We start from the raw sequence: 13,658 nt of genomic DNA on the forward strand, positions 1-13,658 counted from the left end.
CCCTGACATAAACTAAACCATCAACTCTTAAACAAGAGCAACAAGAGAAAGTTTTTCATGGCGACACGATTTATCTTCGTCACGGGCGGTGTTGTATCGTCTCTCGGCAAGGGCATAGCCTCGGCATCATTGGCGGCTATATTAGAAGCCCGCGGTCTGAAAGTGACCATGTTAAAGCTGGACCCTTATATCAATGTTGACCCTGGCACTATGAGCCCGTTTCAGCATGGTGAGGTTTTTGTTACCGAAGATGGTGCCGAGACTGACCTTGACCTTGGTCACTATGAGCGCTTTATCCGCACCAAAATGGGCAAGCGCAATAACTTTACCACTGGCAGAATTTACGAGACCGTGCTCAGAAAAGAGCGCCGTGGCGACTATCTGGGCGGTACGGTCCAGGTTATTCCCCATATTACTGATGAAATTAAGCGCCGGGTGATTGAAGGTGCCGGTGATGCCGATGTGGCGATTGCAGAAATTGGCGGCACCATCGGTGATATCGAAGGCCTGCCCTTCTTTGAGGCGGCCCGTCAGTTAAAGTCAGATTTGGGCCCAAGCCGGGCAATGCTAATGCACCTGACGCTGGTGCCTTATATCGCCACCGCTGGCGAGACCAAAACCAAGCCTACTCAACACTCCGTTAAAGAATTACGCTCCATTGGTCTTCAGCCTGATATTCTTTTATGCCGCTCTGATCACGAGATTGATGAAGGTTCTTTAAAGAAAATATCCTCATTTACCAACGTGGAATTGCGTGCCGTTATCCCTTTACAGGATGCAGATACTATCTACAAAATCCCCGGTGCCCTAAAGCAGCGTGGACTGGATCAAATTATTGTAGAACGCTTTGGGCTGGAATGTGATGAAGCCGACTTATCAGAATGGGACCGCGTTATTGATGGCGCCTTAAACCCGGAAAAAGAAGTCACTATCGCCATGGTTGGTAAATACATGGAGCTGATTGATGCTTATAAATCCCTTAACGAAGCACTGCATCACGCAGGTATTAATACCCACACCAAAGTGAATATCCGCTATATCGATTCCCAAAAAATCGAAGAAGAGGGTGTTAGCCTGTTAGATGGCGTCGACGGTATTTTGGTGCCCGGTGGCTTCGGCAACCGGGGCGTTGAAGGCAAGATTGCCACAGTACGCCATGCCCGTGAAAATAAAATCCCTTATTTAGGTATCTGCCTTGGAATGCAGGTTGCGGTTATCGAGTACGCCAGAAATGTGGCTGATCTCCCCGATGCCAACAGCACCGAGTTTAACTCCCAGGCTCAGCACCCGGTAATTGGTTTGATTACCGAATGGACCGAATCCGATGGCAGCACCGAACAGCGTGACGAAACCGCCGACCTGGGTGGCACCATGCGTTTAGGTGGTCAGGAATGTCGTTTGGTGGAAGGTTCCAATGCCAAAGCCACCTACGAAAATGAACTGATTATTGAGCGTCATCGTCATCGCTATGAAGTGAATAATAATTATGTGGACCAGCTACAAAAAGCTGGCCTGCGTATTGGCGGTTGGTCTGCGGATGACTCCTTAGTAGAAGTGGTAGAGATTCCAGATCACCCCTGGTTTATTGCCTGTCAGTTCCACCCGGAATTTACTTCCACCCCCCGCGATGGTCATCCATTGTTTAGCGGTTTTGTGTCTGCAGCTGTAGATTACTCCCATCAATAAAGATTAAAAGGAAAGGTGGTATACGTGGCCCAGAAAACCCTGACATTAGGCGATATCAATATCTCAAACGATTTACCGTTTGTTTTATTTGGCGGTATGAATGTACTTGAGTCTCGCGATATGGCGATGCAAATTGCCGAAGCTTATATTGAAGCTACCCAGCGCTTAAATATTCCTTATATTTTCAAAGCGTCTTTTGATAAAGCCAACCGCTCTTCGATTCATTCCTTTCGCGGGCCGGGTATGGAAGAAGGTCTAAAGATTTTTGAAGAAATTAAGTCGACCTTTAATGTACCGGTAATTACTGATATTCATGAGATCGAACAGGCCAAGCCCGTAGCTGAAGTCTGTGATGTGATTCAGCTGCCAGCCTTTTTAGCCAGACAAACAGATCTGGTTGCAGCGATGGCCGCTACCGGCAAGCTGATTAATATTAAAAAGCCCCAGTTTTTAAGCCCGCCACAAATGAAAAATATCGTCGACAAATTTGCCGAGTGCGGCAATGACCAGGTGATGCTATGTGAGCGCGGCAGCAACTTTGGTTATGACAACTTAGTGGTTGATATGCTGGGTTTTCGCACCATGAAAGAAGTCAGTGGTGGTGCTCCCATTATATTTGACGTCACTCACGCCTTGCAGTGCCGCGACCCTATGGGCGAAGCCTCTGGCGGCCGTCGTCATCAAGTAGCCGAGTTAGGTCGCGCTGGCTTAACACAGAAAATCGGCGGTTTATTTTTAGAAGCTCACCCCGATCCTGATAATGCAAAATGCGATGGTCCATCGGCTTTGCCTTTAAACGTGTTGGAAAATTTTCTAAAAGAAATGAAAACGGTAGACGATGTAATTAAGTCTTTACCGGACTTAAATATTAAATAATTAGAGAGTACGGAGTAAAACTGAATGACCGAGATAGTAGATGTAAAAGCGTTTGAGGTACTGGACTCACGCGGCAACCCCACCGTAGAAGCGGATGTTATTTTAGCCTCCGGTGCAGTAGGCAGTGCCTGTGCCCCATCCGGTGCGTCCACTGGTTCTCGCGAAGCGCTGGAATTGCGTGATGGCGATAAAAGTCGTTACCTGGGCAAAGGCGTTTTAAAAGCCGTAGAAAATATTAATACCACTATTAAAGCTCTGTTAGTCGGTAAAGATGCTTCAGACCAGCGCGCTATTGATCAGCTAATGATTGATGCCGACGGTACTGATAACAAAGGTAACTTTGGCGCCAATGCGATTCTTGCGGTTTCTTTGGCAGCAGCAAAAGCCGTGGCCGCAGAGAAGGGCATTCCCCTATACCAGCATATTGCTGACCTAAATGGTACTTCGGGCCAGTACAGCATGCCAGTACCAATGATGAATATTATCAATGGTGGTGAGCACGCCGATAACAATGTCGACATTCAAGAGTTTATGGTGCAGCCAGTAGGCGCAAAAACCTTTACTCAAGCATTACAGATGGGTGCTGAAATTTTTCATGCCCTGAAAAAAGTACTCAGTGCCAAAGGCCTTAATACAGCAGTTGGTGATGAGGGCGGTTTTGCGCCTAACCTGGCTTCTAACGCTGACGCTTTAGCTGAAATAAAAAACGCTGTGGCCGATGCAGGTTATACCTTGGGTGAAGATGTCACTTTAGCGTTAGATTGTGCAGCCTCTGAGTTTTATAAAGATGGCAAATATGATCTGGCTGGTGAAGGTCAGGTCTTCAGTGCTGAAGGTTTTAGTGATTACCTGGCGGGCTTGTGTGATGAATACCCGATTATCTCTATCGAGGACGGCCTGGACGAGTCAGATTGGGATGGTTGGAAATACCAAACTGAAATACTAGGCGACCGTGTGCAGCTGGTAGGTGATGACCTGTTTGTAACCAATACCAAAATTCTGCAACAAGGTATCGATAAAAATATCGGCAACTCCATTCTGATTAAATTCAACCAGATCGGTTCTTTAACTGAAACCCTGGATGCGATCAAAATGGCTAAAGATGCCGGTTATACCGCGGTTATCTCTCACCGCTCCGGTGAAACCGAAGATACCACCATTGCTGATTTGGCGGTGGCAACTGCAGCGGGCCAGATCAAAACCGGCTCACTATGTCGCTCAGACCGCGTAGCTAAATACAACCGCTTACTTCGTATTGAAGCGGAATTGGCCGATGCAGCCCCATACCGTGGCCGCGCTGAATTCAAATCCTAATGTAGGGTGGATTACAATCCACCAATACTTCAAGCAAGGGAGAACATAAAGCTCTCCCTTTCTTTTATCCTCCTCTATACTAGTGCTAGCTTGAACTATTCATATTGTAAGGTGGCCGCTACCAAGCGGTTGTTGCTATGCGCTGGATCCTAATACTTCTTATTGCCATTTTAGTCAGCCTACAGTATCGCCTGTGGTTTGGTCAGGGCAGCTGGGAGCAAATTGTTTCACTGGAACGTGAGCTGGAACAGCAGCAGCTGGTCAGCCAGCGCCTGCGAGACAGAAACCAGGTACTTGAAAACGAAGTCAGGGATTTAAAAAGCGGCCTTGAAAGCGTTGAAGAGCGAGCCCGCTCAGAGTTAGGTTTGATTAAAGACGGTGAAACCTTTTATCTGTTGATTGATGAAGAGAAAAATAAGTAATGACCGAGCTTGAAACTTCCCCGCGCTTTTTTGCTGTTATTCCCGCTGCCGGTGTCGGTAAGCGGATGGGCAGTGAGATACCCAAGCAGTATTTACCGCTGCTGGGTAAAACCGTTATCGAGCACACCATTACCACTCTGTTAGCTGAGCCTTTGCTGGACCGTATTATTATTGCCGTCAGTGCTGAAGATACCCATTGGCAATCATTGGATGTACTGAAAGATGCCCGTATTGAGATTGTAGACGGCGGGGCAGAGCGCAGTGACTCGGTATTAAATGGCCTAAAACATCTTTCATCTATTGCCAGTAACAATGACTGGGTATTAGTCCATGATGTTGCCCGACCCTGTATTGCTGCCAGCGATATTCAACGCTTAATCACTGCATTATCCAGCCATCCAGTGGGTGGGATTTTAGCGGTTCCTATGAGTGACACAGTTAAACAGGTTGCAGGTAAAATTATTGCCGCCACTGTTGACCGAAGCCAGTTATGGCATGCGCAAACGCCGCAAATGTTCCGCCATCAATTATTATTAGACAGTGTAACCGCCGGTGTTGAGCAGGGCCTATCGATTACCGATGAGGCCTCTGCCATAGAGTTAGCCGGTTATCAGCCCGAAGTGGTGCAAGCCATATCGGCCAATATCAAAATTACTCGCCCAGAAGACCTGGCACTGGCCGAGCACTATTTAAAGAAGGAAGGCTGAGTATGCGTATCGGGCAAGGTTACGATGTTCATCGTTTTGGCGAAGGCGATCATATTGTACTGGGCGGTGTCACTATTCCCTATGACCAGGGTTTAGTCGCTCACTCCGATGGCGATGTGTTGCTGCATGCTTTATGTGATGCTCTATTAGGTGCCTGCGCACTGGGTGATATTGGCAGGCATTTTCCCGATACCGATGCACAATATGCCAATGCCGATAGTCGCGAGTTATTGCGCCATGTGTACCAACTGGTAACGGACAAAGGCTATTGCCTGACCAATACCGATATAACCGTGGTTGCCCAGACACCAAAAATGGCGCCGCATATTTCAGCAATGTGCAGCCACATAGCCAGTGATTTAAACGTGGCTGAAGATCAAGTTAATGTTAAAGCTACCACCACCGAGCATTTGGGTTTTACCGGCCGTAAAGAAGGTATTGCTGTTTATGCTGTTGTGTTATTGCAGCCTGCCTAATGCCCGAATTGTTATTAACGCCATTACCCTATGCCTATACTGAGCAACCCTTGCTAACAGGTCTGCTACGTCGCCAGCCTGAAGACTTTATAGTTGAGGAAGTTTTGGGTTTCGAGCCGGAAGGTGAAGGCGAACATATATTTTTATGGATAGAAAAAACCGGTTTAAATACCCAGCAAGTAGCTGACCGTATTGCCCGGTTGGCCAAATTACCCGCTCGGCAAATCAGCTACTCTGGAATGAAAGACCGCAATGCAGTAACCCGCCAGTGGTTTAGTGTGCATCTTCCCGGCAATAAAACCCTGGATTGGCAGCAGCTAAACGACCAGCAGGTCAGTGTGTTAAAAACAGTACGGCATTTGCGTAAATTGCGCCGGGGTGTTCATAAAGCTAACCGCTTTACTATTCGGCTGACTGAGCTTGAGGGTGATACTGCCGGTCTTGAGCAGCGGCTTGGTGCTATGGGTGAGCAGGGCGTACCCAATTATTTTGGTGAGCAGCGTTTTGGTTTTGACGGTGCCAACCTGGTTAAAGCTCAACAGCTCTTTGCCGGTAGCTTTAAAGCCAGGCGACATCAGCGGGGGATTTATCTCTCCGCCGCCCGTGCTTATTTATTTAACCAGCTGCTGGCCAGTCGAGTAACAGCAAAAAACTGGAATAGTTTATTGGATGGCGAGTTATTAATGTTGGCGGGTTCCCATAGTGTTTTCCCCCAGACTAGCGAGCAGAATTTGGCACAGCGCTTATCCACGGCGGATATTCATCTAACCGGCCCGCTATATGGCAAGCCTGCAAGCCTTAGCTGCGCCGGAGCAGTTGCCGATCTGGAGCAGGCCATCTTGTCGAAATATTCCGACTTGTTGGCAGGTTTAGAACAGGAAGGTTTAAAAGCAGAGCGCCGGGCCCTGCGATCCATCCCGCAAGGGTTGAGCTGGTCGTTGAGTGAGCGGCAACTGGAAGTCAGTTTCTCCTTAGACAGTGGCTGTTTCGCAACGGCAGTTGTGCGAGAATTAGCAAATTACCGTCGTCCCCGCGAAGGCGGGGACCCAGTACTTACGGCGTAGCCGTAAGCTAGATCCCCGCCTTCGCGGGGATGACAGTCTGCTTCGCGGGGATGACAGTTTGCTTCGCGGCAATGACGGTTTAAATAATAACAACGTAGGAGTGGTAAGTGAGTAAGTTAAATTTCTCTGGGATTGGTATGACCTCCCAGCGAACCCGCGACAGATTGGTCCAGCGCCTGTGTGACCAGGGCATTACTAACTATGAAGTGCTGGATGTTATGCGCACCACCCCCAGACATCTGTTTCTTGATGAGGCTTTGGCCCATCGCGCCTATGAAGACGCTGCCCTACCTATCGGTTTTCAGCAGACTCTTTCCCAACCTTATACCGTTGCCCGTATGACGGAGTTACTATTGGCCGCCGGCCCCCTAAAGCGGGTGCTTGAGGTGGGCACAGGTTCCGGTTTTCAAACCACGGTATTGGCTCAATTGGTTGACCGTGTCTATAGTGTTGAACGGATTAAGCCCTTACAGGAAAAAGCCCGCGAGCGTTTTCGTGTATTGGGTGCCCGCAATGTTCACCTTAAGCATGCCGACGGTGGCTTTGGCTGGCCGGAGAAGGGGCCTTTTGATGGCATCATCTCCACCGCAGCACCGGAACAGATACCGGAAGAACTGGTAGAGCAGCTAGCCATAGGAGGGAGATTAGTTATCCCGATAGGGGATAACCAAACCCAGCAGCTCACACTGGTGGAAAGAACCGAAGACAGGGTGATAACCACCGTGGTTGAGCCCGCTTTTTTTGTGCCGTTAAAGTCCGGCATCATCCGTTAGGATTTATAATGAAGCCAAGCAATAACAAACAGCGATTACTAGGGGTCTACTGTCGCGGTGTCGCCATGGGCGCCGCCGATGTCGTGCCCGGTGTTTCCGGGGGGACCGTTGCCTTTATCACCGGTATCTATGAAGAGCTACTGGACTCTATTCAGTCAGTGAACCTCAAAGCGCTGAACCTGTTGTTAAAAGAGGGGCCAATGGCGGCCTGGCGGCATATTAATGGTAACTTCCTGCTGGTACTGATGCTGGGTGTGTTGACTAGTATCGCCTCATTAGCTCGCGGCATAAGCTACCTGTTAGACAACCATCCCTTATTGGTATGGTCATTTTTCTTTGGCCTGATACTGGCCTCTTCCATCCATATGATCAAACAGATTAAGGTCTGGCAACTGACCACCGTCATTGCCATTATCGTAGGAGCGGTTACGGCCTACTGGATTGGCGAGTTAAAACCCTCTGAATTGTCCCCGGATTTGCTGATCTTCTTTGGTGCCGGTGCCATTGCCATCTGTGCGATGATCCTGCCTGGCATTTCCGGCAGCTTTATCCTGGTGTTGATGGGAATGTACGGCCATGTACTCACCGCGATTAAAGATCTGCAGCTAGTAACCATTGCTGCCTTTGCCGCTGGCTGCGGTGTTGGCCTGTTAAGCTTCTCCCGGTTACTGTCATGGTTGTTTAAGCGCTTCCACGACCTTACCCTGAGTGTGTTGACCGGCTTCCTGATCGGCTCTCTCAACCTGGTGTGGCCATGGAAGCAAACCCTAAGCTATTACCAGAATCGCCAGGGTGAGCAGCTGGCTTTAGAACAGCAAAATGTCCTGCCAGTGACTTATCAAAGCCTGGCAGGGGCCGATGCACAGACGGTTTTCTGTCTTGGTTTGATGGCTTTTGGGATGGTTTTGGTGTTTTTATTGGAGAAAATCGGCGAGCAAGAGATCAAAGCAAGCTGATTTAGTCAAAAAATTACCATTTTTTTAGATTATTTTAGAATATAAAAATAATTTATTATATTTTTTATGGATTAAAAAGAGCTAAAAAATACACAGCCTAAAATATGGGTATAGAATTTTTTTAAATAAAATCATAGTATTAAGAGTAAGACCTAATAAAGCTGATGATTAATCGACGGTAAGTCAGAGGTCGATTTGATTAAATAGTAGCCAATTTTTATGCCCGGATTATTAATAAAAAGTAGCTTTTTTATCAGCGTTTTACTGCTGTCAGGCTGCTTTGGGGGTGGCAATTATGCCCCGGTGGTCGAGCGTCAAGAGCGTGTTTCGACGGTGCCTGCAAGCCATAAAGTCAGCGCTGGAGAAACCCTTTACTCAATATCATGGCGTTATAATTTGGACTTCAGGAGGTTAGCAGCCACTAACGGTATCAGGTCTCCCTACACCATCTTTCCCAACCAGAAGATCCGCTTGCTTGATAGCACTAAAGATAACAGCCGCAGTAATAATCAGAGACAAGCCGTAACACCTGCCACTAAACCAACAAGCAAAACCACAGCCTCAAGTAACAAAACAAAAACCAGCAAACCGGCCAACACTGACGCCATCGCGTTAAACCGATCTACCCATCCTTTTCGTTGGCAGTGGCCTGCCAAAGGTAAAACTCTCCGGGGCTATAGCACCAAAAGTGCTGTTCACAAGGGTATTGATCTTCAGGGCAAGTTGGGAGAACCTGTGCATGCAGCTAACAGCGGAACAGTTGTATATGCTGGTAGCGGTTTAGTGGGTTATGGCAATTTATTGATCATTAAACACAACGAACATTACTTGAGTGCTTACGGCCACAATCGTCGGTTACTCGTAAAAGAAGGTGAGTTGGTTAAAGTGGGACAAAAAATTGCAGAATTTGGTGATACCGGAACGGATAAAGTGAAATTGCACTTTGAAATTCGTCGCGATGGTAAGCCAGTTAACCCACTTGGATTACTGCCTAAGGGGTAGGTGCCAAATAAGTACTTGGCACTGAGTTTTAAGTACAAGTCCCTATGGACTTAATACTTAAATAAGCAGTTAATCCTAACGCTGGGTTGCCACACTTTAGAGGCAAGGAGTTTTATGTGTGGCCGAGTCTTCCGAAAAAAATAAAGGTAATACCTATGGAAGTTCATACAGAAGAAAAAGTAAAAGGCGCTGACTTCGACAAGATGTTAAGTGCTGATCTTGATCTAGATGTAGAGACTCTTGAAAAGGACGCCAATGCTGTGAAAGAGCAGGCGACCAAAAAGAAGAAACCTGCCCGCAAAAAAGCGGCTACTGTTAAAACAGCCAAGGCTGAAAAGCCTGCTAAAGCTGCCAAGGCAACAAAAGCGACCAAGGCTACAAAAGCCAAGGTCACTAAAACCAAAGCTGCCGCTAAAGAACCCACCAGGAAAGCGAGCAGTGATCGTTTCCAGAAAACTCTGGATGCCACCCAGCTTTATCTCAACGAAATTGGTTTCTCTCCACTGCTGACTCCTGAAGAAGAAGTCTATTACGCCCGTATGGCGATGCGTGGTGAAGAAGCGGGCCGCAAGCGTATGATCGAAAGCAACCTGCGCCTTGTGGTTAAAATAGCACGCCGCTATGTCAATCGCGGTCTGTCGTTATTAGATCTTATTGAAGAGGGCAACCTCGGTCTTATTCGCGCCGTTGAAAAGTTTGACCCGGAACGCGGTTTCCGTTTTTCAACGTATGCAACCTGGTGGATTCGTCAAACCATCGAACGCGCCATCATGAATCAAACGCGTACTATCCGTTTACCGATTCATGTAGTTAAAGAATTAAATGTTTATCTACGTGCCGCCCGCGAGTTAACCCAGAAGCTTGATCACGAGCCTTCTGCGGAAGAAATTGCAGAGCTATTAGATAAACCAGTGGCTGATGTAAAACGCATGCTGGGCTTAAATGAGCGCGTAGCATCGGTTGATACCCCCTTAGGTCCTGACTCTGATAAATCCCTTCTCGATACTATCCCCGATATCCATGTGTCTGATCCCGCTGAAATGCTTCAGGATGACGATATGCGGGCGAGTATTGGTGAGTGGTTGGGTGAGCTTACTGAGAAGCAGCGCGAAGTAGTAGCGCGTCGTTTTGGCCTTAGAGGTTATGAGACTAGTACGCTGGAAGAAGTGGGTCGTGAAATTGGTTTGACCCGTGAGCGTGTTCGCCAGATTCAGGTTGAAGCCTTGAAGCGTCTTCGTGATATTTTGGAGAAGCAGGGTTTAAGTAGCGAGTCCGTTTTTACCTAAGCAATATTGATGACTAAAAAAAGCTGCTCAATGAGCAGCTTTTTTTTGCCACCATTCCCCCAAAACCTCGTCATTCCCGCAAAACCTCGTCATTCCCGCGAAGGCGGGAATCCAGCCTGCATGCTTATGCTGTTATTTCCGCTTTAGCGGAAATAACAGCACTAGATTCCCGCCTTCGCGGGAATGACAGCACTGGATTCCCGCCTTCGCGGGAATGACAATGAGGGTGTTGGAATGACGAAATTGGAAGCAAAAAAGGCGACTCACTGAGTCGCCTTTTTTGATACTGGGGGAGCTTAGCGTTCCAGCAGTGCGAGTTTTTCAGGCTTATTCGCCCACTTTTCAGCATCCGCTGGCGCTTCCTTCATCTCAGTAATATTCGGCCAGACTTCAGCCAATTCAGCATTTAACTCCATAAACACCTGCTGATCTTCAGGCAGCTCATCCTCCGAGTAAATCGCATCAACAGGGCACTCGGGCTCACACAAAGCGCAATCAATACACTCATCAGGGTGAATAACCAAAAAGTTGGGACCTTCATAAAAACAATCGACGGGGCATACTTCCACACAGTCAGTATGTTTACACTTAATGCACTGTTCCCCTACTACAAATGTCATGTCGCTCTTGCCTCTTGAATTGAACCTGTTTAACTGAACCTATTAAATAACGGCGCGTAGTCTATCACCAACCAAAAACGCTGTAGAGTGTTTTTTGGCTAAATGATTGTTAATTGGTCATATTTTTTAAGGTGTAAAGCAACTCCAGGGCTTCTTTGGGGCTTAAATCATCGGGATTAATATCACTCAGTTTACCAATAGCCGGGTGAGGGGCTGAAAACATATCCGGTTGTGCCGGTGAAAGCGGCGCTGGTACAGCCGATGCGGCCATGCTGACCGGTTCTGCGCTCTCCAGGCTGGCTAACTTGGTTTTAGCCGCGGCCACCACCGAATCTGGAATACCGGCAAGCTTGGCCACCTGCAAACCATAACTCTTACTCGCTGGCCCTTCCTGAATACTATGCAGAAACACAATATGGTCATTATGCTCCGTGGCATCCAAATGAATATTATGGGCCTGTGGGTAATCTTCAGGCAAAGCGGTTAGCTCAAAATAATGGGTGGCAAACAAAGTATACGCCTTCACCTTGCTGGCTAAATACACCGCGCTGGCCCAGGCCAGAGACAGCCCGTCAAAGGTGCTGGTACCGCGACCAATTTCATCCATCAATACCAGGCTTTTATCGGTGGCGTTATGCAGGATATTCGCCGTCTCGGTCATTTCCACCATAAAGGTTGAGCGACCACCGGCCAAATCATCGGAGGAACCGATACGGGTAAAGATTTGATCCACCAAACTTAGCTCAGCGGATATCGCAGGCACATAACTGCCGATATGAGCGAGTAAAACAATCACCGCCGTCTGTCGCATATAGGTCGACTTACCGCCCATATTCGGGCCGGTAACAATCAGCATGCGGCGTTGGTCATTAAAGTTAACATCGTTGGGGATAAACGGCTCAGTTAAAACCTGTTCAACCACTAAGTGCCGGCCCTGTTCAATATTGATAGCCGGTTCGTCACAAAAACTGGGCTGGCTTAAATTTAACACATCCGCACGCTCGGCAAGATTGGCCAGCACATCCAGCTCTGAAAGCGCACTGGCGGTTGCCTGTAACTCGGCAAGCTGTTCGTTAAGAGTTTCTATTAATGCTTCATACAGCGCCTTCTCGCGGCTTAGGGCGCGGCTCTTGGCGCTGAGTGCCTTATCTTCAAAGGTTTTTAATTCAGGAGTAATAAAACGCTCGGCATTTTTTAAAGTCTGGCGGCGAATATATTCCACCGGAGCTTTGTCGGATTGTGCGCGGCTAATTTCAATATAGTAACCATGGACGCGGTTATAGCCGACTTTTAAGGTGCTAATACCGGTACGTTCCCGCTCCTGGTTTTCCAGGTCAACTAAAAACTGCCCGGCATTACTGCTGATATTTCTTAGTTCATCTAACTCGGCATCATAACCTTCTGCAATCACGCCGCCATCGCGAATCACCACTGGAGGATTTTCAATAATAGCCCGTTCTAACAAGGCAGTTAATTCAGGGTATTCACCGGCTTTAACTGCCAATGAAGTAATCAGTTCTGCATTGAGTTGAGTGCATTGAGGTTGTAATTCAGGCAACACATTTAATGACTGGGCGAGACGTGATAAATCTCTTGGGCGGGCAGAACGCAGGGCAACCCGCGCTAAAATTCGCTCCATATCGCCAACCGGTTTTAAACTCTCACGAAAACTTTCAAACTGAAAATCTTTTAACAAGGCTTTAATCGCAGCTTGTCTTTGTTCCAGGACTAACTGATTATTTAGCGGGCGATTTAACCAGCGTCGTAATAAACGGCTACCCATCGCAGTTTTGGTTTTATCCAGAACCCACTGCAAAGTAAATTGCTCGCCACCCGTAAGGTTGGTATCTATTTCCAAATTACGACGTGTTGCCGCATCGAGAATAACGCTATCTTCACGGCGCTCATGAATCAGGCTGCGAATATGGGGCAGTGCAGTGCGCTGGGTTTCTTTGGCATAGCCTAAAAGACAGCCGGCGGCGGCAACCGCCAGGGTTAATTCGGCGCAACCAAAACCGGTTAAATCTTTGGTATTAAATTGCTGTGTCAGTAAACGCTCGGCGGTTTCTAATTCAAACTCCCAGGGCGGACGACGACGCACACCTTTGCGGGACAGAATCTCTTCATCATTAAGATCTTCATGGATTAAAACTTCAGCGGGATCCAAGCGCTGTAACTCACTCATCACCGCTTCAATCGAATCCACTTCAAAAACCTGGAAGCGGCCGCTACCAATATCCATAGTCGATAAACCAAAACGACCGTCAACAGGGTTGATAGCCAGCAGAATATTATCGCGGTGTTCTTCTAATAATGCTTCATCACTAATCGTACCGGGCGTAACCACCCGCATCACTTTGCGTTCAACCGGGCCTTTAGTAGTGGCCGGATCACCCACCTGCTCACAGATAGCCACAGACTCACCAAAGCGTACAAGCTTAGCCAAATAGCTATCCGCTGAATGAAAAGGAATACC

The 13,658-nt window shown here is 47.8% G+C and carries 13 protein-coding genes; 11 read left to right on the plus strand and 2 right to left on the minus strand.

The window, feature by feature from the left end; genetic code table 11:
- Positions 1 to 57: 57 nt before the first annotated feature.
- From P8H32_RS05095 to rpoS, 11 genes are all read left to right on the plus strand, one after another.
- Complete coding sequence (locus P8H32_RS05095; RefSeq protein WP_297292910.1) at positions 58 to 1,686, plus strand: CTP synthase; 1,629 nt, start codon at positions 58 to 60, stop codon at positions 1,684 to 1,686.
- A gap of 24 nt (positions 1,687 to 1,710) precedes the next feature.
- Positions 1,711 to 2,562, plus strand: a complete 852-nt coding sequence (gene kdsA / locus P8H32_RS05100; protein ID WP_297292911.1) for a 3-deoxy-8-phosphooctulonate synthase — start codon at positions 1,711 to 1,713, stop codon at positions 2,560 to 2,562.
- Between the two features lie 24 nt (positions 2,563 to 2,586).
- Positions 2,587 to 3,876 (plus strand): phosphopyruvate hydratase, encoded by a 1,290-nt coding sequence (eno, locus tag P8H32_RS05105; RefSeq protein ID WP_297292912.1) that lies wholly within the window; start codon positions 2,587 to 2,589, stop codon positions 3,874 to 3,876.
- Positions 3,877 to 4,013: 137 nt separating this feature from the next.
- Positions 4,014 to 4,298 (plus strand): cell division protein FtsB, encoded by a 285-nt coding sequence (gene ftsB / locus P8H32_RS05110; RefSeq protein ID WP_297292913.1) that lies wholly within the window; start codon positions 4,014 to 4,016, stop codon positions 4,296 to 4,298.
- On the plus strand, positions 4,298 to 5,005 hold the full coding sequence (ispD, locus tag P8H32_RS05115) for a 2-C-methyl-D-erythritol 4-phosphate cytidylyltransferase (protein WP_301088614.1): 708 nt from the start codon (positions 4,298 to 4,300) through the stop codon (positions 5,003 to 5,005). The genes ftsB and ispD overlap by 1 nt, the downstream gene beginning before the upstream one ends.
- Before the next feature lie 2 nt (positions 5,006 to 5,007).
- Positions 5,008 to 5,481: a 2-C-methyl-D-erythritol 2,4-cyclodiphosphate synthase gene (gene ispF, locus P8H32_RS05120; protein WP_297292915.1), complete on the plus strand. Its 474-nt coding sequence runs from the start codon at positions 5,008 to 5,010 to the stop codon at positions 5,479 to 5,481.
- Positions 5,481 to 6,545, plus strand: coding sequence for a tRNA pseudouridine(13) synthase TruD (truD, locus tag P8H32_RS05125; RefSeq protein WP_297292916.1), 1,065 nt, complete (start codon positions 5,481 to 5,483; stop codon positions 6,543 to 6,545). The genes ispF and truD overlap by 1 nt, the downstream gene beginning before the upstream one ends.
- A gap of 107 nt (positions 6,546 to 6,652) precedes the next feature.
- Complete coding sequence (locus tag P8H32_RS05130) at positions 6,653 to 7,318, plus strand: protein-L-isoaspartate(D-aspartate) O-methyltransferase (RefSeq protein ID WP_297291728.1); 666 nt, start codon at positions 6,653 to 6,655, stop codon at positions 7,316 to 7,318.
- An 8-nt stretch (positions 7,319 to 7,326) separates the two neighbouring features.
- The gene (locus tag P8H32_RS05135; RefSeq protein ID WP_297291729.1) at positions 7,327 to 8,274 is read left to right on the plus strand and encodes a DUF368 domain-containing protein; all 948 of its coding nucleotides are present in this window, start codon (positions 7,327 to 7,329) and stop codon (positions 8,272 to 8,274) included.
- Positions 8,275 to 8,577: 303 nt separating this feature from the next.
- Positions 8,578 to 9,276 (plus strand): peptidoglycan DD-metalloendopeptidase family protein, encoded by a 699-nt coding sequence (locus P8H32_RS05140; protein WP_301088615.1) that lies wholly within the window; start codon positions 8,578 to 8,580, stop codon positions 9,274 to 9,276.
- Positions 9,277 to 9,431: 155 nt separating this feature from the next.
- Positions 9,432 to 10,562: an RNA polymerase sigma factor RpoS gene (gene rpoS / locus P8H32_RS05145; protein WP_297291731.1), complete on the plus strand. Its 1,131-nt coding sequence runs from the start codon at positions 9,432 to 9,434 to the stop codon at positions 10,560 to 10,562.
- A 296-nt stretch (positions 10,563 to 10,858) separates the two neighbouring features.
- Here rpoS and fdxA read toward each other — a convergent pair whose 3' ends face one another.
- Both fdxA and mutS read right to left on the minus strand, forming a co-directional pair.
- Positions 10,859 to 11,182 carry a ferredoxin FdxA gene (fdxA, locus tag P8H32_RS05150; protein ID WP_297291342.1) on the minus strand — a complete coding sequence of 108 codons (324 nt, stop codon included), beginning with the start codon at positions 11,180 to 11,182 and terminating at the stop codon, positions 10,859 to 10,861.
- 109 nt (positions 11,183 to 11,291) lie between these two features.
- The coding region (gene mutS, locus P8H32_RS05155) for a DNA mismatch repair protein MutS (protein WP_301088616.1) at positions 11,292 to 13,658 on the minus strand (2,367 nt) is incomplete at its 5' end.

The sequence above is a fragment of the Oceanicoccus sp. genome (genome assembly GCF_029238675.1).
Classification (GTDB): domain Bacteria; phylum Pseudomonadota; class Gammaproteobacteria; order Pseudomonadales; family Dasaniaceae; genus Oceanicoccus.

What these genes read in the sequence shown, in the direction of transcription:
- P8H32_RS05095 (WP_297292910.1), top strand. Translation starts at nt 58, where the DNA reads ATGGCGACACGATTTATCTTCGTCACGGGCGGTGTTGTATCGTCTCTC.
- ispF (WP_297292915.1), top strand. Translation starts at nt 5,008, where the DNA reads ATGCGTATCGGGCAAGGTTACGATGTTCATCGTTTTGGCGAAGGCGAT.
- rpoS (WP_297291731.1), top strand. Translation starts at nt 9,432, where the DNA reads ATGGAAGTTCATACAGAAGAAAAAGTAAAAGGCGCTGACTTCGACAAG.
- fdxA (WP_297291342.1), bottom strand. Translation starts at nt 11,182, where the DNA reads ATGACATTTGTAGTAGGGGAACAGTGCATTAAGTGTAAACATACTGAC.
- ispD (WP_301088614.1), top strand. Translation starts at nt 4,298, where the DNA reads ATGACCGAGCTTGAAACTTCCCCGCGCTTTTTTGCTGTTATTCCCGCT.
- ftsB (WP_297292913.1), top strand. Translation starts at nt 4,014, where the DNA reads ATGCGCTGGATCCTAATACTTCTTATTGCCATTTTAGTCAGCCTACAG.
- eno (WP_297292912.1), top strand. Translation starts at nt 2,587, where the DNA reads ATGACCGAGATAGTAGATGTAAAAGCGTTTGAGGTACTGGACTCACGC.
- truD (WP_297292916.1), top strand. Translation starts at nt 5,481, where the DNA reads ATGCCCGAATTGTTATTAACGCCATTACCCTATGCCTATACTGAGCAA.
- P8H32_RS05135 (WP_297291729.1), top strand. Translation starts at nt 7,327, where the DNA reads ATGAAGCCAAGCAATAACAAACAGCGATTACTAGGGGTCTACTGTCGC.